This is a genomic window from Paraglaciecola hydrolytica, assembly GCF_001565895.1.
Taxonomy (GTDB): Bacteria; Pseudomonadota; Gammaproteobacteria; order Enterobacterales; family Alteromonadaceae; genus Paraglaciecola; species Paraglaciecola hydrolytica.
Genome location: NZ_LSNE01000011.1, coordinates 38,380 through 58,647, shown reverse-complemented (window position 1 = coordinate 58,647; position 20,268 = coordinate 38,380). Strand labels below are relative to the sequence as shown.

General features: G+C 43.1%; 22 protein-coding genes. 9 read left to right on the top strand and 13 right to left on the bottom strand.

Features of this window, described 5'->3' with window-relative positions; translation table 11 throughout:
* Positions 1 to 22 precede the first annotated feature (22 nt).
* Positions 23 to 1,309, top strand: coding sequence for a tyrosine-protein phosphatase (locus AX660_RS18690; RefSeq protein ID WP_068380415.1), 1,287 nt, complete (start codon positions 23 to 25; stop codon positions 1,307 to 1,309).
* 326 nt (positions 1,310 to 1,635) lie between these two features.
* Entirely contained in the window at positions 1,636 to 2,946 is a 1,311-nt protein-coding gene (locus AX660_RS18685) for a nitrate regulatory protein (RefSeq protein WP_068380412.1), read from the top strand.
* On the opposite strand, the gene AX660_RS18680 is transcribed toward AX660_RS18685, so the two are convergent.
* Positions 2,943 to 3,314 carry a transmembrane 220 family protein gene (locus AX660_RS18680; RefSeq protein ID WP_068380407.1) on the bottom strand — a complete coding sequence of 124 codons (372 nt, stop codon included), beginning with the start codon at positions 3,312 to 3,314 and terminating at the stop codon, positions 2,943 to 2,945. The genes AX660_RS18685 and AX660_RS18680 overlap by 4 nt on opposite strands.
* Positions 3,315 to 3,792: 478 nt before the next feature.
* Between AX660_RS18680 and AX660_RS18675 the strand changes: the two genes are divergently transcribed.
* Positions 3,793 to 4,221, top strand: a complete 429-nt coding sequence (locus AX660_RS18675) for a mobile mystery protein A (RefSeq protein ID WP_235594789.1) — start codon at positions 3,793 to 3,795, stop codon at positions 4,219 to 4,221.
* Positions 4,218 to 4,823 (top strand): mobile mystery protein B, encoded by a 606-nt coding sequence (locus tag AX660_RS18670; protein WP_068380400.1) that lies wholly within the window; start codon positions 4,218 to 4,220, stop codon positions 4,821 to 4,823. Before AX660_RS18675 ends, AX660_RS18670 begins: the two co-directional genes overlap by 4 nt.
* 12 nt (positions 4,824 to 4,835) lie before the next feature.
* On the opposite strand, the gene AX660_RS18665 is transcribed toward AX660_RS18670, so the two are convergent.
* The 10 genes from AX660_RS18665 to AX660_RS18620 form a co-directional block, all read right to left on the bottom strand.
* Positions 4,836 to 6,530: a Na(+)/H(+) antiporter subunit D gene (locus AX660_RS18665; protein WP_068380398.1), complete on the bottom strand. Its 1,695-nt coding sequence runs from the start codon at positions 6,528 to 6,530 to the stop codon at positions 4,836 to 4,838.
* Positions 6,517 to 6,870 carry a hypothetical protein gene (locus AX660_RS18660; protein WP_068380395.1) on the bottom strand — a complete coding sequence of 118 codons (354 nt, stop codon included), beginning with the start codon at positions 6,868 to 6,870 and terminating at the stop codon, positions 6,517 to 6,519. The genes AX660_RS18665 and AX660_RS18660 overlap by 14 nt, the downstream gene beginning before the upstream one ends.
* On the bottom strand, positions 6,867 to 8,369 hold the full coding sequence (locus AX660_RS18655) for a proton-conducting transporter transmembrane domain-containing protein (RefSeq protein ID WP_068380394.1): 1,503 nt from the start codon (positions 8,367 to 8,369) through the stop codon (positions 6,867 to 6,869). The genes AX660_RS18660 and AX660_RS18655 overlap by 4 nt, the downstream gene beginning before the upstream one ends.
* Entirely contained in the window at positions 8,366 to 9,847 is a 1,482-nt protein-coding gene (locus AX660_RS18650) for a monovalent cation/H+ antiporter subunit D family protein (protein WP_068380391.1), read from the bottom strand. The genes AX660_RS18655 and AX660_RS18650 overlap by 4 nt, the downstream gene beginning before the upstream one ends.
* Positions 9,847 to 10,191 carry a cation:proton antiporter subunit C gene (locus tag AX660_RS18645; protein WP_068380388.1) on the bottom strand — a complete coding sequence of 115 codons (345 nt, stop codon included), beginning with the start codon at positions 10,189 to 10,191 and terminating at the stop codon, positions 9,847 to 9,849. The genes AX660_RS18650 and AX660_RS18645 overlap by 1 nt, the downstream gene beginning before the upstream one ends.
* Complete coding sequence (locus AX660_RS18640) at positions 10,191 to 11,189, bottom strand: Na(+)/H(+) antiporter subunit B (protein ID WP_327082866.1); 999 nt, start codon at positions 11,187 to 11,189, stop codon at positions 10,191 to 10,193. Before AX660_RS18640 ends, AX660_RS18645 begins: the two co-directional genes overlap by 1 nt.
* 63 nt (positions 11,190 to 11,252) lie before the next feature.
* Positions 11,253 to 11,570: a monovalent cation/H(+) antiporter subunit G gene (mnhG, locus tag AX660_RS18635; RefSeq protein WP_068380385.1), complete on the bottom strand. Its 318-nt coding sequence runs from the start codon at positions 11,568 to 11,570 to the stop codon at positions 11,253 to 11,255.
* Positions 11,570 to 11,842, bottom strand: a complete 273-nt coding sequence (locus tag AX660_RS18630) for a monovalent cation/H+ antiporter complex subunit F (RefSeq protein ID WP_068380382.1) — start codon at positions 11,840 to 11,842, stop codon at positions 11,570 to 11,572. The genes mnhG and AX660_RS18630 overlap by 1 nt, the downstream gene beginning before the upstream one ends.
* A complete protein-coding gene (locus tag AX660_RS18625; protein ID WP_068380368.1) occupies positions 11,843 to 12,316 on the bottom strand; it encodes a Na+/H+ antiporter subunit E in 474 nt (157 codons plus the stop codon).
* A 57-nt stretch (positions 12,317 to 12,373) separates the two neighbouring features.
* On the bottom strand, positions 12,374 to 12,811 hold the full coding sequence (locus tag AX660_RS18620; RefSeq protein WP_068380365.1) for a hypothetical protein: 438 nt from the start codon (positions 12,809 to 12,811) through the stop codon (positions 12,374 to 12,376).
* A gap of 204 nt (positions 12,812 to 13,015) precedes the next feature.
* On the opposite strand from AX660_RS18620, the gene AX660_RS18615 reads away from it, so the two are divergent.
* The 3 genes from AX660_RS18615 to AX660_RS18605 all read left to right on the top strand — a co-directional run bounded on the left by AX660_RS18615 (position 13,016) and on the right by AX660_RS18605 (position 17,478).
* The gene (locus tag AX660_RS18615; protein ID WP_068380364.1) at positions 13,016 to 13,747 is read left to right on the top strand and encodes a response regulator; all 732 of its coding nucleotides are present in this window, start codon (positions 13,016 to 13,018) and stop codon (positions 13,745 to 13,747) included.
* Entirely contained in the window at positions 13,744 to 15,102 is a 1,359-nt protein-coding gene (locus AX660_RS18610; protein WP_068380361.1) for an ATP-binding protein, read from the top strand. The genes AX660_RS18615 and AX660_RS18610 overlap by 4 nt, the downstream gene beginning before the upstream one ends.
* Before the next feature lie 915 nt (positions 15,103 to 16,017).
* On the top strand, positions 16,018 to 17,478 hold the full coding sequence (locus tag AX660_RS18605; RefSeq protein WP_157884356.1) for a hypothetical protein: 1,461 nt from the start codon (positions 16,018 to 16,020) through the stop codon (positions 17,476 to 17,478).
* Between the two features lie 149 nt (positions 17,479 to 17,627).
* On the opposite strand, the gene AX660_RS23235 is transcribed toward AX660_RS18605, so the two are convergent.
* Complete coding sequence (locus tag AX660_RS23235; RefSeq protein ID WP_157884355.1) at positions 17,628 to 17,792, bottom strand: hypothetical protein; 165 nt, start codon at positions 17,790 to 17,792, stop codon at positions 17,628 to 17,630.
* 96 nt (positions 17,793 to 17,888) lie between these two features.
* Complete coding sequence (locus tag AX660_RS18600; RefSeq protein ID WP_201027475.1) at positions 17,889 to 18,290, bottom strand: VOC family protein; 402 nt, start codon at positions 18,288 to 18,290, stop codon at positions 17,889 to 17,891.
* Between the two features lie 113 nt (positions 18,291 to 18,403).
* On the opposite strand from AX660_RS18600, the gene AX660_RS18595 reads away from it, so the two are divergent.
* Positions 18,404 to 19,363: an alpha/beta hydrolase gene (locus AX660_RS18595; RefSeq protein ID WP_235594788.1), complete on the top strand. Its 960-nt coding sequence runs from the start codon at positions 18,404 to 18,406 to the stop codon at positions 19,361 to 19,363.
* Positions 19,364 to 19,366: 3 nt separating this feature from the next.
* Entirely contained in the window at positions 19,367 to 20,254 is an 888-nt protein-coding gene (locus AX660_RS18590) for a GH12 family glycosyl hydrolase domain-containing protein (RefSeq protein WP_082769006.1), read from the top strand.
* Positions 20,255 to 20,268: the final 14 nt, after the last annotated feature.

Sequence of the window (20,268 nt, the reverse complement as noted above, 5' to 3'; positions counted from 1 at the left end):
ATTTAAGTAAGCGGTTTATTCGATGTTGTGGCGACTGTGCACCTCCAAACTTGGTTACATTGTTAGCTTATTATTGCTCAGCGTAACAAGCCTCGCGACCATGTTGTATTTTTCAACTCAGCGTATTGAACCTCTTACCTTAAGTGATTATTACCATTATCGCTGTGATATGCAGCCGCAATCTAACCCTACATTGCCGCGTTTTCGTTTTTTAGCCGTGTCATCTTTGTATGCCGATACCATCGCCGAGCGCTTGTGCCAATCCCCTTTGGTGGCACAATATTATTCTGGAGTGACGATTTCATGGAAACCACGCTGGTTGTTGTCTCCCGATGAAGTGATCAACGAAAACTATGATCTGATCTGGAGCCGTGAAAACGCCTTAAACGGTTTGGTACCTGGTTTTGCTGAGTATTATCAGTTGTTGATGGATTTTGGTAATTACCAAGTATTTTGGTTCCGCAAAGACACGCGTAACCTTAGTTTAACTCAAGCCTATTTTAGCGATAAACTAGAAATCGCCGCCCGTTTATTACCCCTTGAAGGCGGGCGTAACTTTCGCGACTTAGGCGGTTATGCAACCACAGACGGCAGAACCGTTAAATGGGGCAAAATATACCGTTCAGGTGTATTAGCCGGTTTAACTGAGCAGGACTATCAGTTCATTGACGAACTCGACATTAAAACCATAGTGGATTTTCGCGCTAACTCCGAGCGCAGTAGCGAAGTGACCAAATGGCATGACTCTGAAGTTAAAGTTATCCAAAAAGATTATGAAATGGACTTTGATTTTAGTGAAATTGGCACCTTGCTCAGACGCCCAGATTTGTCTAAAGAAATGCTCGAAGGCATGATGGCGCAGTTTTACCCCAAAATTCTGGACGACCAAAAACAAAATTATACTGAGATGTTTAGTAGCTTAGTAAAAAGTGATGATGGTTTATTGTTCCACTGCACCGCAGGTAAAGATCGCACTGGTGTTAGCGCAGTCTTAGTCTTAAGCGCTCTGGGCGTAGATAAACAAACGGCTATTGAGGATTATTTAGCGACCAACCACTATCTTGATCCCAAAGCCTTAATGCCAAAAAACAATGCTGATATGGATCCCAAAATGGCAGCCATGATGAAAATGTTTGCCAGCCTGCCACCCGACGTTGCTCAACCTCTAGTAGGTGTAACACAACCCTTGATTGAAGCCGCCATTGCTAAAATGGAAGCAGAACACGGCACTATCTTGGATTACATCAAACAAGAATTGGATGTTAGTGATGAAGATTTGTTGGTGTTACGTCAAAAATATTTAAACTGATTTAATTGTGTCTTGGCACCAGTTACTAACTTAGCTGGTGTCTTTTTTAGCTGCTGTTAAGCAAATTAACTTGCCTAAAACTGGTGCAGTCAGCGCACCAAACATCACACACAACAGCTTTAATCTGAGCATTGTCCAAGCTCTTCCTACTTTCTTTAATTATTGTGCCCATGCTTACACATATAAATTTAACCGACATTAAACGATAGTTAACACTCACATCAATATCAAAACCACTAATGCCTCTTGTTTGGAACAAGCATTGCTTAACTTACTTATTAGGTCGCATCAAACCCGCTAACGCACTATCAGCCGGAGCACCAACCATGAGCGGACACAGCGACACCACCAAACGTTTTTTACTGGCGGCTAAACATGCAGAAATTTCTGCCTTACAACACTTGGCCTCAAACTGCCAAGTGGTAAGTTCTATCTGTGAATTAATTCATCAGTTTCAAAAAGAACGCGGGATCAGCAATATCTTCCTGAGCTCAGGTTGCGAACGATTTGCCCAACAGCGCAGAGTGCAAATTGTAGAAAGTCGTGATGCCGAGGACTTATTACGCAGTCAATTACTTGCCAAATATCTAGTTGGCGATGAAATAACTGGCAATATGCGTTTGCTTAATAGCGTCACCTTGGCACTGCAAGGTATGGATCATGTGGGTGTATTACGTTACAAAGTGGAACATCAGGCCATATCTGCGCTCGAATCCACCCAAGCTTATTGCCGTTTAGTCGCAGGTTTATTGGCGGTGGTTTTTGAAGCCGCTGATGTCGCCAGTGACCCTACTATTACCCGATTGCTGGTCGCTCTTTTTAACTTTATTCAAGCCAAAGAATACGCCGGACAAGAACGTGCTTGGGGCGCCATGGGTTTTGCCAAGAGCCATTTTGACCATTCTCTGTGTGAACGTTTAGAGCAGTTACAACACTCTCAATTACACAGTTTTGATACCTTTATTGAATTTGCTAATCAAAACGAGCGACAGTTATGGTTAGACTTAGAGAAGCATTCATCCACCATCGCCTTGAATCAAATGCGCTCTATGATCCAACAACTGGCTGACGGTTCGCCCATCGATTCTGGGATCAGTGAAATATGGTACGAGCTGGCCACAGAACGCATCGACCAAATGCACTTGATCGAACAGCAACTTGCAATTCGCCTGCTTAAGGTGGCCAAACAAAGAGTTAAAATCGCCAACGAAGAACTGCATTCCCATAAAAAACGTTTGCAAAAACTCGCAACGATGACTGCAAGCCAAGACTCACCCTTGAGCATGTTATTCGACGCTTCCCTGCCCGGTTTGCATGGCTCAGAAAGCAATACCGAGCACAAAAAATCACATACCGACTCGCTGGCTGTGCACCACTCGTTTTATGATTTACTGCGCGACCAATCCGAACACATTCGTAAAATGAGTGAAGAACTCAATAATGCCAAACGCACTATCGCTGAACAAAAACAAATCGACAGGGCTAAACTCCTATTGATGCAGCAACTTGGTCATAGTGAAGCTCTCGCTTATCGCACCTTACAAAAACGTGCTATGGATCAAAAAATACGCATCGCAGATATGGCCGAATTAGTGATTAAAGCCGCACAAGACGAGCTGCAGATGAAACCTTGTTAGGCCTTTTTAAAACCAGCAACCTTACCTTCGAACAACGCAAGGTAGATAGCAACAATAAATAAACCACCGAATTCTCGCGCTGATTCAACATATGGTTTAGCGCCCGACATACTGCCGTAAATAGATGAGTAGTCTTCGGCTGTAAAGTAATCGATTACCCCAGGACCAGAGATAAGCAAGCCCGCCACGACCATACCAATAGTGACTTTAGATAGTGTTTCCAGCCTTGACCCAAAACATAAACCAGCGGCAACCAGTGCCCCAGCCATGTATACCACCATCCAATACAGCGGGTCTGGGTCATTCAGCTGTATAGCCGCCATGGTAAAAAACAATAAAGTAGATAAGGCATGAAATAATTTGAACATAAAACTCCGATATTTTATTACGTATTTGACGATCTAAATCGACCTAGGTTGATACAGTTCCAAAAGGATCCTGTCGGGGTCGCCTGCCTTTAACGAGACTTTGTATTTTTCCTATTAAAAACCATGAGCAATATATTTTCCATAGATAAATTAATTACTTAGTGTTTTTATAAGCCTCCGAGGACTATGTGCCCTTTGTGGCGAAGCCCCTCGCTCTGCCAGTTGGTGGTGGGTGCTTTATCTAGGTTATAGAAGGTCGCAAGGCACTTTTAGCATTCAATTATATTGACTTTACTTGGATTTAAGTCAACAAATAGGTTGACCTAAATCCAAGTAAAGTAAACTAATTTATTGACCAATCATCACTTTAGGTATACATATATGTATACCTAAAGTGATGTTTACATACACATAAATATTGATCATGAGCATAAAAAAGATAGTTGCCAAACAATATCGAGACAAAGTTAACCGAGCTGTGAGTCAGTTTGGTAGTTTATCGATGCTCCCTAACTACGGGCTTCCACAAGAAGGTTGGCTGCGCACCGTGAGAACAGCGCTTGGTATGTCTGGTACGCAATTGGCTAAAAAACTAGGCGTTACGAAAGCCAGAATATCTAAAGTTGAACAAGATGAGCCTCATGGTAGTGTTACTTTAAAAACCATGCAGACCATGGCTGAGGCGATGGACTGCAAGTTTATTTATGCGATTGTGCCAAAACAAAACATTGAAAATGTGATTAAGGAACGTGCCATAGAGAAGGCGCGGGCTCAAGTCAAAAGCGCATCCACTCATATGGCGCTTGAAGCACAAGCATTAAATAAAGAGCAGCTTGAATATGAGATTGAGCGCATAGCCTCACAAATCGTGGATAAGTTGCCATCAGACTTTTGGAATGATGAATGACAGATGAGTATGCAAATCTTGTCGAGAGTCCTGATGGCGCAACACCGCTTGATCCTGATGAATTGGCAGGGCTTAAATTTAAGCACCTATCAACTAGGGGTGAATTAGACCAGCTTGAACAAGCAGGTCTAACAGATGGTTTAAAATGGCTGGCTAAACAAAAACATCCAGACGTATTGTCGGAAGGTTTTGTTTTAGAGCTTCATAAACGTTTGTTTGGCAGTGTGTGGAAATGGGCTGGTACATTCAGGCGTACTGAAAAGAATATCGGTGTAGACCCTGCACAAATTGCTATTCAACTAAGGCAGTTACTGGACGATGCCAAATATTGGCTAGAGCATGAGACGTATCCGCCAAAAGAACTGGCTGCACGTTTCCATCACAAGTTGGTCTATATCCATCCGTTTCCAAATGGTAACGGCAGGCACGCGCGAATAATGGCGGATGCTGTTTTGACCAAACTATTAAATGAGCCAGCCATTGACTGGGCTGGTGGATACAGACTGGAAGCCATGAATGAGCGCCGTCATCATTATATTTCGGCGCTTCGAGCCGCCGACGGGCACAACTTCAGTGCCTTATTAAAATTCGTCGAGGCTTAAAAAACACTTCGCTTAAAACAGGCCAATTACCAAATAAGCTAACAACATCAACACTATCCACAAAGCGGCAACGCCAGTAGAGGTGGATTTTGCCAACAAGCCCTGCACGGCATAGTTTTTCGATACATAGTCACTCAATCGTGCTAAGTGTTGCCCACCAAAAGCATTTAAGCTTTGCATACTAGTTTGTTTAAACTGCCCTAAACCTTGCCATGTTTTAGGTAACAAGCGGCGGTAGATCCAATCTACTTCTAAATTCACTGACTTTAATTCTGGCGGATACATTTTGTATAAATTGAGCCACACAAAAGCCAGTGCCGAGAAGAACAACAACTGAGTTTGTGCCAATACATGGGTCGCGTCGTAAGGGTTGTAATCCAAATCATAAGGTAGCAATTGGTAAAGCAACTCTGGGAAAATACCTATGGTGATACACAGTGTTGCGGCAATGGTCATGGCCAATAACATATTAAGCGGTGGCTCTTTGGCGCGTATGCCAGAGTCATGGGCGAAAAAGGCAAAATATGGGATCTTAATTCCTGCATGGTGGAACACACCAGCCGACGCAAACAGCAACATTAACCATACCCAAGTATGATCGTTATTTAAGGCCGCGCTCATGATCATGGATTTACTGACAAAACCACTAAACAGCGGGAAGGCCGAAATCGATGCCGCGCCGATAATGCACAAGATGGTGGTTTTGGGCATGGTTTTGTACAGCCCGCCTAACTCGGAGCCGTTTATCTTGCCGGTAACATGTAATACCGCGCCCATGGACATAAACAACAAACCTTTAAAAATAACATCGTTAAAGGCGTGGGCCACAGCACCATTAATGGCAAGAGCTGTGCCGATACCAATACCTACCACCATAAAACCAAGCTGGTTAATTAGGCTGTAAGCCAAGACTCGGCGTAAGTCGTTTTCGATAACCGCAAAAAAAATGGGGAAACAGGTCATCGCCGCGCCGATATATACCAATAACTCCGTGCCCGGATAACCGCGGGCCAAGGCATAAACAGCCACTTTAGTAGTAAACGCACTGAGAAAAACCGTGCCGGTAGGGGTGGCTTCGGGATAACCATCGGTTAGCCAATTATGTAAAAACGGAAATCCACACTTAATGCCAAAGGCAAGGAAAATTAACCAGCCATGGATGCCGGATAAACCAATATCCTCAAAAGCGAGCGAGCCATGTACATTGGCGTAAGCAATAATGCCACCGAGCAATAACAAACCCGAGATCACCTGAAACAACAAATAACGCATACCCGCATGATAAGACTGCTCAGTACGCCGTGCCCAAATCAAAAATACCGAGGTCAGTGCCAGTAATTCCCAAAATACAAACAGAGTTAATAAGTCGCCAGCAAACACGGCGCCCAAGGCACTACCTGCATACAACATACTGGCGGTTTGTTGCATGCGATCCTTCACGTGCAATGAATAGACAATGGCGATAAAGGCGGCCAGATGAAATAAGTAACCAAACAAAATGGCCAAACGATCAACTCGTAACAGGTTCAGTTCAAAGTCTAAAAAGGATACCGCCCAATAACTGCCTTCTGGGGTCATCCATAAATTGATTGCACCTAATATGGGGGCAGCCAACATAATCGCCCCACGTAACCAGCCCTGAGTAAGGGCAGCCAATACAGCAGCGATAAAAAATATTACAAAGGGAGCCATTTCAATCCCGAACATGTTTATCTCCCGCGTGTAATACTGCCGCTGTATTTTCTGCTTTTCCTGCTATTTCTGCTTTCTCTGCTAAGTCTGCCTTATCAGCGGTCTCTGGTGAGTCGTAATAATCTTCGTCACGCATCAAAATAAGTCGCATCCAACTCGCGACAAATACCAATACCACACAGCCAACAAAACCGTAAATGGGATAAAAGGCCCAAAGGTTTTCCCAGCTATGGTAAACCTTACGCTTGATTACAAAATCAAGCACCACCAGCAATCCACAACAAAAGTACAAGGCGTAGAGCAAACGTTTGACGTTTTTGGGATTATCAAATAAATGCGTTTTTTCTATGTTCATGGTGCGACTCCAACCATCTTCGCCAACTCAAACAGAGGCTGCGGGAAAAAGAACAACAAAACACAAGCCAAGGTCGTAATGATGATGGCAATCAGTGCTGGCAGCGGCGCTTCTTGGATAGTTTCGCTGCCTTGAATCGCTTCGCTACCATCACTTGCTTGCGATACTGTTGATTTAGCAGGGAAGAACCCGCGAATTGGAATAGGCAATAAATAGGCAATATTAAGTAAGGAGCTGATCATCAAGACCGCCATTAGCACCCAATGCTGGGTTTCTAAACTGCCGAGTAATAAATAGTATTTGCTCCAACTGCCGCCCGTGGGTGGCAAACCAATGATACTCAGTGAGGCAATAAAAAACGCAATCATGGTGATGGGCATTTTACGCCCTAGCCCACCCATTTGGCTGATCTCGGTTTTATGACTCACCACTAAAATGGCGCCTGCACAAAAGAACAAAGTGATTTTGCCAAAGGCGTGCATGGCAATATGCATGCTGCTACCTAATAAACCCGCTTCGCTTGCCAGTAATACGCCCAAACTCACATAGGCTAACTGGCTAATAGTTGAATAAGCTAAACGGGCTTTAAGATTGTCTTGTTTCATCGCTATTAACGACGAGGCTAGTATCGTAAAGGCAGCCAAATATAAGAGGAAATCTGTGGTGATGAGCTCACCGACGGTATCCATACCAAAGATAAATACCACGGTTTTCATTAAGGTAAACACCCCTGCTTTAACCACGGCTACCGCATGTAACAAGGCGCTCACTGGTGTGGGTGCCACCATGGCTGAGGGCAACCAACGATGAAAAGGCATCATCGCGGCTTTGCCAATACCAAAAACAAAAAATACCAGCAAAATGGCCAACCACAATGAGGGGGTATCATCGGCAAAGACACCGCCGACAGTAAAAGATAAATTTCCGGCAATGGCCCAAGTGGCGATTAGTGCGGGTAAGAAAAACACAATAGAAGTGCCAAGTAATATTCTTAGATAAGTTCTGCCACCTTTTTGGGCTTTTTCGGTGCCTGCGTGAGTCACTAATGGGTAAGTGGCTAGGGTTAATACTTCATAAAAGATAAACAGGGTGAAGAGGTTTTCAGAGAATGCGATGGCCATTACCGCCGCAATCGAGATGGCAAAAAAGCTATAAAAACGCGTTTGATTTTGTTCATGGTGGCTGCGCATATAACCAATGGCGTACAGCGTAGTGACTATCCATAAAAAACTGGCGATAAGGGCAAACAATACGCTTAAGGCTTCGGTTTTAAAACTCACGTTCAGCCCAGGCAGGATGCTTATCCAATGGACCAAAGCTGTTTCACCGTTGATGATTTGGCGATATAACAGAAAAACTAAAATAAAAACGCTGCTAGCAATAGTGAGAGAAATCGCCTCTCTAATATTAGGATGACGATGGCTTAACACCACGCCAGCAGCCGCCACTAAGGGCAAGAGAATAATCAGCTGGATCAGCAATTCGGGGGATAAATTCATTGTCCGCCTCCCATTAAAAAGCTCGCCGCGCTAGCGCTAGCTTCTAAGGGCAGGCGGGTATCAATGCCAAAATACACATTAGCGATAACCAATAACCACAAGGGGATAAGCAGGCCTAGAGGCGCTTCTTTTATCGGAGCAGATGAGGTAGCAGAGGCATCTGCTTTACCAAAATAGGCACTCTCGACCAAGGCCCACACGTAGTACACCGCAAGCAGTGAGCCAAGTACGATAAGCAAGGCCACTGGCCACATGCCACTGTCTATACTGGCCAAGACTAAATACCATTTACTAATAAAACCCACGGTAAGTGGCACACCAATTAAGCTCAAACCAGCAATCACTATGGCCGCCATGGTCCACGGCATGTGTTTTGCCAAGCCATTAAAACAAGTGCGGTCGGTGCTACCTATGCGGTAAACCACAGCCGCCAGCGCTAAAAATAGCGCCCCTTTCATCAAGGCATGATTAAACAAATGCAGCAACGTCCCCTGTAAACTTAGACTAGTCCCTATGCCTATGCCGATGATCATGTAACCAATTTGCGCAACACTGGAGTAAGCAAATAAACGTTTTATATTGCTTTGTTTAATTGCCACCGTTGAGGCAACAAACACACCTAATAAACCAAGAACGATAAATATAGGCTGGATAAGTTCCCCGCCAAAGTCAGCGCCAAAAATCGAAAATTGCACACGGATCAACAAATAAATCGCGACTTTAGTGGCAGTAGCGGCCAAAAACGCAGTGACGATGGACGGTGCATAAGTATAAGTATTGGGTAACCATAGATGCAGAGGGAACAACGCCAGCTTTAAACCTATGCCCACAATCATAAAGATAAAAGCCGTGTAAACCGTGCCGGAGTTAGTATCCACAGGCAGACGATTCGCCATGTCCTCGATGTTTAAGGTACCCGTCATGCTATACAGCAAACCAATACCTATGAGTAAAAAGGTCGCACCTATAGTGCCCACAATGAGGTATTGATAAGCCGCCAGCAAAGCGCGGCGATCGCGGCCAAAAGCAACCAGTGCATAGGTAGCCAGCGAGGATATTTCTAAAAAGACAAAGACATTAAAGATATCGCCCGTTGCTACAATGCCTAACAAACCGGCCATACACAGCAAGTACAATACATAAAATAGGCTTTGTTTGTCTGCCGCGATCTCCTGACGAATACCGGTATTGGCCGCCAGCAAAACAATAGTGCCTAAACTACTAATGATCAGTAATACATAGGCCGAGAGTAAATCAATACGATACTCAATGCCCCAAGGCGCTTCCCAACTGCCGAGCATGTAAGAAATTACACCGCTTTGTTGGACTTGAACTAACAACGCCACACTAATAACCAGCGATATCAGTCCCGCCAAACAAGCAAATAACCAAGCTAATCTGGCATTATTTAACAGCAAACAGGCCGGTGCAGCCAATAAGGGCACTATCACCTGTAATATGGGTAAATGATCTAACACTAGTGATCTTGCTCCTGCAATTCGTCATCTTCTACCGTACCGTAGGCACTTTTAATCCTAACAACCAAAGCCAGCGCCAGCGCCATAGTGGCAATGCCTACCACAATGGCAGTGAGGATCAACACATGGGGTAAGGGATTAGAATAAACACTGTGGGTGCTGGAAAAAATTGGCGCGGTGCCCTCACTGACCTTGCCCACACTGATATAAAAGATAAATACCGAGGTTTGGAAGATATTCAGGCCAATGAGTTTTTTAATTAGATTGCTGGGTTTGATAACGATATATAAACCTATCATCATCAAAATGATGACCATCCAATAGTTGTATAAGTCGTAGTACATTATTGCTCTCCTAGCTGAGTTTCAGCCTGCTGGGAAAAAGCAAAAAATATCAAAATCATGCCAGCGGCGATGGTGATACCTACCCCCAGTTCGATGACTAATATGCCAAGGTGTTGGCCGATAACGGGATCATTGGCTAATACCGAATAATCCAAAAAGTTGCCGCCGGCTAACATACTCACCACACCCGTTGTGCCATAGATGAACACGCCTAAGGCACACAATACACGCAACACTGTGGGTTTAATCACTTGGCGCGCCTTATCCAAGCCATACAGCATGGTGTAAAGAATGATGCCCGCAGCAAAAATTACACCTGCTTGAAAGCCACCGCCAGGCCCGTATTCGCCGTGAAATTGCACATAAAAAGCGAACAATAGAATAAAGGGGATCAACATCTTGCTGACTATGCGTAATACATTGTGTTCGTGCATTTCGTTTTTTGCTTTGTTTTTGCTGGCTGTTACTTGGCTAAAAAGTTGGCTTGAAAACAAGGCCAACACGCCCATGGCGGCAGTAAAAATGACCAGTACTTCACCAAAAGTATCATAGCCACGATAGCTGGCTAACACTGAGGTCACCATGTTGGGAATACCAATTTCAGTGGGCGATTGTTGAATATAACGAATATTGACATGTTGCTGGGCTGGCGCATCGGCGGCACCAAAAATCGGCATATCCAGCGTGCCAAACACTAATAAAGCCCCTGTGACCAGTAACGCCAACACAAGGGCGAGCTTTTTCACAACATCGGCTTTTATTGGTACTAATTTGGTTTTTTCATAACGCCCAGTAACGCCCAATACCAACATCATTAATAAGGGAAAAATGCCCGCGCCTACTGCGGCTTCGGTAAATGCCACGTCAACTGCATCGAGCGCCACAAAAAAACTCGCCGACAGCAAACCATAAATGCCACTTAACATTACCGCCGCAAAGAGATCGCTCACCCGCACTATGGCAAGAGCAGTGACAACCAATAACAGCAGTAATGTGATATCAAATATCTGTAAAATATGAATTCTCCTTCTTAACCATAAACAGCATTAATCCCCTGCCAGCTATTTTGCTGGCTGATCATAGGTGATAGGTTTGAGTTTTCCGTGCAGGGCTGCTTTAGCCAACGCATGGCTAGCGGTGGGGCTAGTAAGCATAATAAATAGAAATATCAGGGCTAGTTTGAACATGACCAAACCCCACCCTGCGAGCATCATCAACCCAGCCAAGATCAAACTTGTGGCGAGGGTTTCGGTGATACCAGCAGCATGCATGCGCGTAAAAAAGTCTGGAAATCGCAAAATGCCCACGCCGCCCGACAAGATAAGAAAAGCACCAAGAAGAAAACAAACACCACTTATCAACTGAATTGCCAGTTCCATCACGACTCTCCTTCGATCTGTTTGTTATCGCTGTATTCAAAATAACGCAGTACACCAATCACACTAATAAAATTAATCAGTGCATAAACCAGTGCAATATCGAGAAAATCCGGGCGACCAAATAAAAATCCCATGACGGCAATCAACAACACGGTTTTGGTACCAAACAAATTAACCGCTAAAATTCGGTCGTAAATACTGGGGCCGAGTAAGGCTCTAACTAAGGCCATTACCATGACGGTTAACAACACCAAGGCCAACATGATTAACATTTACATCTCCAAGCGATCAACTGCGCGCGCCATGTCATTTTGTTGCAGCTCTTGCATACTTTGCACAGTTAAGGAATGAATGAGCACGGTATTGTTTTCGATATTCATCGCCACAGTACCCGGTGTAAGCGTGATGGAATTGGCATAAATAACCTTGCCTATTTCACTTTGTTGACCAATCGGTAAACTCGCTATACAAGGGCTGATGGCTTTATTACCACGCCAAATAAGGATCACCACATCGATGTTGCTTTGGACTATTTTTTTAGCCAACCAAAAGTAATAAGCCGGTAAGTTACGGCTAAGATGTATAGGTTGAGATTCATCATCGATAATACCCATTCGCGCAGACAACCAAAGAACAAACAGCACCGACACTACACCCAATGACAGTAACAAGGGTGTATAAATCCCAGAGTTAAGCAGCCATAAGGCGGCTAGAATGAAAAACAAACTCACTGTGTGTTTATTCATCGAGCAATCCCCCCCATTGCCGAGCATTGATACCCATATTCAATGCATATCTTAAGTTTATTTGGCGCATTGAAAATTCTGTTGTAGAACGCTTTTAATTAAACTCTCAGCCGAATCATCTGCCGCTGGACGCTGCTTATTAATGAGTATGGCAATATCTTCAATATTGGTGGATTTTGGGATGCAATAACTGATGTCATCGCCTAGTTGATATTTTTCTAACAAGCCACCAGCCCTTGACGCTAAAGCTTTTTCTCGAAAGGTCGCAGGTGGTAATGTTTCAGCACGATAGAGGTTTTCACCGGCCAAAAAACCTTTTAAGTACATGCTACAAAGTGATTTGTTATTGTTAAGCTCCGACGTCTCTTTTTTACTAGCAAAGGCTTGGCAAACCGCTTGTAATTCAGCGGCATTCATTTTCTCAACTGCTTTGGCATTAAAAGCCGCCAACAACACAACAAGCACTGAAATTTGCAATATTACGTGTTTCAACATGGCATTCTCCTTAATTTTCAAAACTAAGCGCTACATTGATTCTTGCATTGTGACTATTGGAAAAGATTGTCAAAAGTGTAAAAAAGTGTGGCAACGCACAGAGTGCATATTTTTTTAGGTGCGGGTGATGTATGTTAAAGATCAAGGTATTTTTAGCAGCACATAGCCGCTCACACTTACAACAAATAGGATCACAACAGCATAATGCTTAACACCACAAATCCATCGACAGCCACAAAAGTCTTAGTGGTTGACGACAATAAGGATATTCGCGAACTGGTTTGCCGCTTATTGGAAGCCGAAGGATATATGGCCGCCGAAGCGGTGGATGGCGATGACATGTGGCAAAAATTAAGTGCAGAACAAGCCGATATCATTTTATTGGATGTGATGTTACCCGGCACCGATGGTTTTGAACTGTGTCGGCAACTTTGTGCAGATCCCAATATGCCGCCGGTGATCATGTTAACCGCCAAAGATGAAGAAATAGACCGTGTTGTTGGACTAGAACTTGGCGCAGATGATTATATTGTGAAACCCTTTGGGCGACGTGAACTCATCGCGCGGATCAAGGCCGTATTACGCCGAGTAAGAGCTGGCAGTGGCCAAGCAATTAAAGGTTTATATAGTTTCGCTGGTATGAGTTTTAAACCCAGCCAAATGGAAATGTGTAATGCCGCCGGAACCATTATTCCTCTATCTACTAGTGAGACACAACTCTTACTCACTTTTGTGCAACACCCACGTATTCCCTTGTCTCGCGACCGCTTATTAGATTTAACCAAAGGCCGCAACAGCACACCTTTTGATCGCAGTATCGACTCCCATGTCAGCCGCCTGCGCCGTAAATTAGGCGATGACAGCAAAAAACCCGAGATCATCAAAACATCTTGGGGCACAGGTTACATCTTCACTTGTCAGGTAGAAACTCAGTGAAAATCTGGCAATCCATGACACTTAAGGTCCGAACTATTGTGATTTTGGGTGTGGTGTTTATTCTGTCACAGTTGATCACCCTGATTATTTTCGAACATAACCGTGATAACGTGGTGTTATCCACCGAAGCCACTGATTTGGCTGATAGGATAATCGGCATAGTGGATTTAGCTTATAGCTTTCCACAGCAAGATCGTCGAAAAATATTAGCCGCCGCAGAAACACAATTTTTGGCATTGTTCCCCGACGTCATTTCGACCGATGAAGTTGCCTGCCAACAAAACGACTTTTCTACCCATATTTCCGACAAACTCAATCTGGCCTTTGCAAAACTTCCAGGGATTGATGCTCAAGTTTGTGTGCGGCGCTTTGAAAATACCCCACTATTGGACAGGCGCACCACTTTACGTCAGGGCTTTGATGTCCTTATCTTGATTAACTTTGCCAATGAGCAGCAAATAACGTTTCATTCGGAACTACCCGAAAGCCAATCTTTATTACAGGATTCTGTCATTTTCTATATCTTGCTGGAAGGTACTATCGCCTTATTGCTCGCATGGTATTTGATCCAAAAAACCGTGGCACCCATTGAAAAGCTCGCCGATGCGGCCAACCACCTCGGTTTGGATATTAACAATCCACCGTTGGATGAAAGTGGTGCCAAAGAGATAGCCATGGCCGCCAAAGCCTTTAATACCATGCAAGCACGCCTCGCCAATTTACTGCATAGTCAAAGTGAAATGTTGTCGGCCATTTCTCATGATTTACGTTCGGCGGTGACCCGTTTGCAATTGCGGGCTGATTTATTAGAAAACGAACATGAGCGCAGCGGCATGCTGAAAGTAGTCACCGACATGCGCCAGATGATCCAATCAGTTTTGGACTTTTTGCGCGGACAAAATCCCGATGAACCCATGCGCAACGTTAACATCAACGCCCTAGTCGAAAGTTTATGCAGCGACATGGCCGACGAAGGTTTGCCAGTTAGTTTTCAACACGATGATAACTCGATAAATCTAACCTGCCGCCCTACTGAAATTCGCCGCTGTTTACAAAATATTATCGATAACGCCATCAAGTATGCCGGTAACGCGCAACTCAGTATTTATCGTGATAAAAGTGTCGCTAAAATTCTTATAAAAGACACAGGCGCTGGCATTCCAGAAAACCAATTGCACTACGTATTACGACCTTTTAACCGTCTTGAACAATCCCGCAATGACGATACCGGAGGCATAGGGTTAGGCCTGAGCATTGCTGAAAACATCGTAAAGTCACACGGCGGCATATTAACCCTAGCTAATCATCCAGAGGGTGGTTTACTTGTGGAGATTCAACTGCCCTTGAATGGTTAAGTCAGCCATGTTTTCGGCCCAGATTTATAACGTGTGGGATCTGTTTATTATCAAACCTCTATACCCCTTATCATTGTAGGGTTGAGTCTGTCAGACTGCCGAGCGCCAATTAACGTCATTCCTGCATGCTGCTAGCAGGAAGCCACCAGTGATAAAACAACAATGGATTCCGGCTCAAAACACTACCGGAATGACGAGAGGGAATATCGAGACAATATTAGGTTTATAACTTTCAATGCACCCCGCAGATTCTTAAGCCTAACAAACCATGCCGATAGCGGTTTGGTACTAGAGATACAACTGCCGTTGAATGGCTAAGACTGACAGACTTAACTGTGGCAATAATCGTCATTCCGGTCGTCCTTTAAGCCGGAATCGCACCTTTTAACTGGGAAAGTTAAAAGCGCAATGCATTTTCACCCAAGAGATCACAGAGGAAAATCAGGTGAAAAAGAGAGTTGTTATTAGGTTAAAAAGCTAGGACTGACAGGCTCTAAAGTGCCAGGAGCGGTCATAGCGTCTGCTCGATAAAACTGGTGTTAACGCTCTGGTTTGCCACCACTGCTGACAGCTAGGGATTTGAGTATTAACACAGCACAACCATTGCGGTCGGTCGTGTCATTATTTCTATGCCAGCAGGTGCGACATAGCTGACCTAAGCGATGTCGATTTTCAAGCCTAAAAAAACAGATTGGTAAAAAACTATTGTTAAATATTAACTACAATCTCTTTAGACCCATTTAAATTTTGAATGAAAAATGTTTACGGATTTAGGGTAAGCTCAGGTTGTCATTATTAGCGTTTCAAGGAGGATCTAATTTGCTGAAGAACAGAGAAATATTAGGGAGAAATTGTTTCGACGAAATCACAAATCCCAAACAATTATTTGAATTTGAGTCCGCAGGAATTCTCTGTGTGTCGCATTCTTATAATGCTCAATGGTCTGGCCGCCATTTAGGACTATGTAAAGAGAACTTAAGTATTTACAATTCTAGTTCATTGGAATTAATTGCACATATAGATTTTCTAAGATTCCCCATAAATGACGTAGATTATGATGAAAAAAAGCAATTACTTCTCATAGCTACTGGATCATATGATGGCGGTTGGTCTTACGAAGGAGAGCTTTACGCTTATGACTTCATAACGAAGCGACTTATCAAATTGCTTGATGACAATCGAGAGTTCACCTTTTGTCGTTTTGAAGGAAATCAAATTGAAATTAAAGTACTTCCACCTGATGACACCGACGAAAAATTATATCTAAAAACTTATTTAATAAAATTACTACTTAATGTTCGTCAAAAACTTCAGGATTTTGAGCCTATTGAGATCACATCTTACCCAGAAGGTGAATTCAACTTTGAATCTTCACAAGAAAAATTAAAAGTCTTATCTTTACGATTAAGCTCCTTAGCAAACAAAAATGGCTTTGAATATGAGCCTTGTTCAATGGCATGGGATCTCAAATTTATTGATGATGGATCTCTATTTATTGGGTTCGCAAATGGAACAGTTGGGATTTTAAAACTTGCAACAGATGAGTTAATTACAAAAAAAATTGTCGCGAGTGGTGATTTTTCACAAATATTCAAGGGTGTAAATCAAGAGTCTCTGTACGTTAATCTATTCACCTATAAAGTTGATAATGATGAATACAATACCGTTTTCAAAATTGATAATACCTTGACAAAATGGGAGAAAGTGACTGCGGGCATATTTAGTCTTTCTCAATCGCTTAATGGTCACTTTTTAGCCAGGCAAGCTGATTGGAAGGATAAAAAGAGAAATGATATTCTTTTTGATGAATTCTTTAACAAGATCACTGAATGCCGCTTGGGGCATTACGATTTATTTAATCATTACATAAGAATAGATGGCGAAGAGCATTTTTGCGCCTTACTTGGAACACCAAATAGCCAACATCAAAATAAAAAACTGATTGAACTTTCCTCAACTGATATGCGGCCACTCTCGGAAATAACCTTAGAATTGCAACCTGAACATTATAATAATTTAAACGCGATAAAAGTTGGGGGCAGGTATGTGATTGAGGCTAAAGTATATAATCCTAATCCTAGAATTAATGCTCATGTAGTCATGGCCTTCAATTGCAATGGTGAGAAACTGTGGACAAAAAACATTTCAGCGCAAGCATCTGGAATGACGAAAATAGAAAGTTGTCCTGATAAAGTGGCTCTATCACTCATTAATGGAGAATTTATAATTTTAGATAGTTTAACGGGACGAGTTACATTGAAATTATCAAAAAATGAGGAGATCAACGGGTACCCTTTAAGCATTTCAAATAATGGTAATAAAATTGCCATTGGATATGACAATGGATTGATTGAACTAATAGAACTGGAAAAATAGTTGTCAGTAATTAAATTGACATCCACCGTAACATCACTCTATGTTTCGTTGACGCTGTTTTTTAAGCATGTACGCTGAAAATCAACAAAAGCTTATGTCAGTTTTCAGACAATTTTTGGATAACTAGGGTCAGTATAACGTTAATTTAACTATCCTTGTTTTTTCGCCATCCAGTTCGCCGGATAACTAACCGCTGATTCATTTTTAAAGCCCATCACTTTCGCGTTATAAGGATCAAATAACGCTGCCGATGCTGTGCTACCTGCTGCTAATTCATCCCACACATCCGTTTTACCAAAAATCCGAGAGTACATACTATCCATTATTTTTTAAACATCATTTAACACCAACCCGTGATAACCAGTGAATCTAAGGTTGCATGGCTAAACGTTAAGGATTTCAAATAAATCTTATCCATCAATTGCCTGCCCAAATAACATTCTGTGCCCTTCGGGGGTTTCGACTTCAAATTCTCTCAAACCCCAAGGTTTATCGGCAATTTTTTGCTTAAATTGCACACCACGTTGTTGATATTGAATATACAACTCATCGATTCCTGTACAGTTTATGTAGGCAAACAGCGAGTGATTATGAGTATCTTTGGCTGGCACTTCGCCCCTGCAATCACCCACCATCAGAAAAAAAGTATCTAAGTGTAAAAAGGCCCAGCCGTCGATGATATGTTCTAAAGTGAAACCGAGTTTGTCGGTAAAAAATTTTATAGCGTCATTAAAATCATTAACTGCTAAGACGTGTTGGGTTCTAGCCACTTTAAACATAGAAATCACCTGAGCTTGCGCGAAATTCAACATGGCGATTATTAAAAACCATATAGCTATTATTTTCCATAACTAAACAAGAGCCAGCAAAACTAAGCTTATGTTACAGTCCCAAACCATAATGATATGGACAGGAATAAAAATAGATGCCAGCTAGAATTTTATGTGTTTTATTACTTATGTTTATGACCACGGGCTGTGTATCTCAGGCGCTTCGACAAACAACTTCAGTTCAGAGGAATAGCACAGTGGAAGTCATCTCGTTATATCAAGGCGCTATTCCCGGTGCAATTCAGACCACAGATTTAGAAAATATCCGCGATGTTAATCACCCCGATACTTTTATCATGGATATCACTCATCCTAGTATTACCGCCTATTTTCCTGATCCGACCATCGCCAATGGCACCGCCGTAATTATTTTACCCGGTGGGGGTTATTCGGGTGTATCTATCGTCAAAGAAGGTTATCAGGTTGCCGAGCGTTTGAATCAACTTGGGGTAACGGCCTTCGTACTTAAATACCGTATGCCTCTTAGTCAGAGCATGACAGATAAAAGTACGGGGCCTTTACAGGATGCCCAGCAAGCAATACGCCTAGTGCGTAGTAACAGCCAAAAGTGGCAACTTGATCCTAACAAAATCGGCATTATGGGTTTTTCGGCGGGTGGGCATTTAGCGGCATCGGCGGCGGTGCATTTTGACCATGCCGTTAATGACGAATTAGCACAATACAATCTACGCCCAGACTTTCAAATTTTGATTTATCCAGTGATTAGTTTTATGCCACAGATCACCCATCAGGGTTCGCGGGATAATTTGATTGGCCCAGGATTAGACCCAGCGCAACTCAGGTATTTTTCCAATGAACTACAAGTTAACAGTCGCACTCCCCCAGCATTTTTGCTGCACGCAGGTGATGATCAATCAGTGCCGGTAGAAAACTCACTGGTTTATTATCAAGCCTTACATCAACATAAAGTGCCAGCCCAATTATTGATCGTACCCAGCGGTGGTCATGGTTTTGGCATGCGTAATCAGTTTGATTGGTTTAACGATTTAGGCCGTTGGCTGGACAATATGGCACTGCTGACTAAAAAGCCTTAAGCCATGATTAGCCAGTCAAAATACCTATTATTACTGACTCTATGTGCGCTATTGCTGGCCTGCAACCCTAGCCAAAACAATGGGCAAAAACTGGCGCTGATTGAACAAGATAAAACTATCACTCCACTTAGCTGCGATCATTTTGCCAGCGTAACGACGCCTATTGGCGACTTACAAAATAATGTGTGGAATGCCCATTCGGCAGGTGATTATAAGTGGACGCAATGTGTGGCTAGCCGCAGTGTTGAAGACTCTATCCATGGAAAACAGACTCAATATGGTTGGTACTGGCAATGGCCTGCAAATGGCACGCAGGTTTACGCCCAACCACAAATTACCTTGGGCAACAGTCCTTGGCTCGACCACACTAGCAACAAGTCGAATTATCCTATCTCAATCAAAACCCTTGAATCACTGAACATTGATTATGCGCTTGAGCTTAAAAGCGATAGTGCGCTCAATGTGGCTTCAACATTATGGCTTACTACTTCACCGACTATTCAAACCAAGATAGATAAATCCACTATTGCGGTAGAGATGATGATTTGGACTTATGCCACAAAAGGGTTTTACCCTAATCCAGCCGGCGAGAAGGTGGGAGAACTACGCAGCAATGGCATAAACTGGGAAGTGTGGCTGAATAAAAACTGGCACGACACGTCCGGCGTAAACGACAATCACTGGACGTATTTAGCCTTTCGCGCCCTTGAACCAACACTGACTGCCACTATTGATGTTGCCGGACTATTAGGTTACAGCGTTGAGCAACAGTTTATCGATCCCAAGCTGTATATTGCTGACATCCAGCTAGGCAATGAAGTGATGAGTGGTACTGGTCAGGCTTGGATACAACATTATCAGGTAAACATTAACAATCAGACCGCTGAGTAGCGGTCTGAGCTTAA

Bases quoted from the DNA above. Each gene is read 5' to 3' on its own strand.
- AX660_RS18685 (WP_068380412.1), top strand. From the start codon at position 1,636: ATGAGCGGACACAGCGACACCACCAAACGTTTTTTACTGGCGGCTAAA.
- AX660_RS18595 (WP_235594788.1), top strand. From the start codon at position 18,404: ATGCCAGCTAGAATTTTATGTGTTTTATTACTTATGTTTATGACCACG.
- AX660_RS18620 (WP_068380365.1), bottom strand. From the start codon at position 12,811: ATGTTGAAACACGTAATATTGCAAATTTCAGTGCTTGTTGTGTTGTTG.
- AX660_RS18660 (WP_068380395.1), bottom strand. From the start codon at position 6,870: ATGAACATAGAAAAAACGCATTTATTTGATAATCCCAAAAACGTCAAA.
- AX660_RS18655 (WP_068380394.1), bottom strand. From the start codon at position 8,369: ATGAATTTATCCCCCGAATTGCTGATCCAGCTGATTATTCTCTTGCCC.
- AX660_RS18665 (WP_068380398.1), bottom strand. From the start codon at position 6,530: ATGTTCGGGATTGAAATGGCTCCCTTTGTAATATTTTTTATCGCTGCT.
- AX660_RS18625 (WP_068380368.1), bottom strand. From the start codon at position 12,316: ATGAATAAACACACAGTGAGTTTGTTTTTCATTCTAGCCGCCTTATGG.
- AX660_RS23235 (WP_157884355.1), bottom strand. From the start codon at position 17,792: ATGTACTCTCGGATTTTTGGTAAAACGGATGTGTGGGATGAATTAGCA.
- AX660_RS18600 (WP_201027475.1), bottom strand. From the start codon at position 18,290: ATGTTGAATTTCGCGCAAGCTCAGGTGATTTCTATGTTTAAAGTGGCT.
- AX660_RS18645 (WP_068380388.1), bottom strand. From the start codon at position 10,191: ATGTACTACGACTTATACAACTATTGGATGGTCATCATTTTGATGATG.
- AX660_RS18680 (WP_068380407.1), bottom strand. From the start codon at position 3,314: ATGTTCAAATTATTTCATGCCTTATCTACTTTATTGTTTTTTACCATG.
- AX660_RS18615 (WP_068380364.1), top strand. From the start codon at position 13,016: ATGCTTAACACCACAAATCCATCGACAGCCACAAAAGTCTTAGTGGTT.
- mnhG (WP_068380385.1), bottom strand. From the start codon at position 11,570: ATGGAACTGGCAATTCAGTTGATAAGTGGTGTTTGTTTTCTTCTTGGT.
- AX660_RS18690 (WP_068380415.1), top strand. From the start codon at position 23: ATGTTGTGGCGACTGTGCACCTCCAAACTTGGTTACATTGTTAGCTTA.
- AX660_RS18590 (WP_082769006.1), top strand. From the start codon at position 19,367: ATGATTAGCCAGTCAAAATACCTATTATTACTGACTCTATGTGCGCTA.
- AX660_RS18670 (WP_068380400.1), top strand. From the start codon at position 4,218: ATGACAGATGAGTATGCAAATCTTGTCGAGAGTCCTGATGGCGCAACA.
- AX660_RS18630 (WP_068380382.1), bottom strand. From the start codon at position 11,842: ATGTTAATCATGTTGGCCTTGGTGTTGTTAACCGTCATGGTAATGGCC.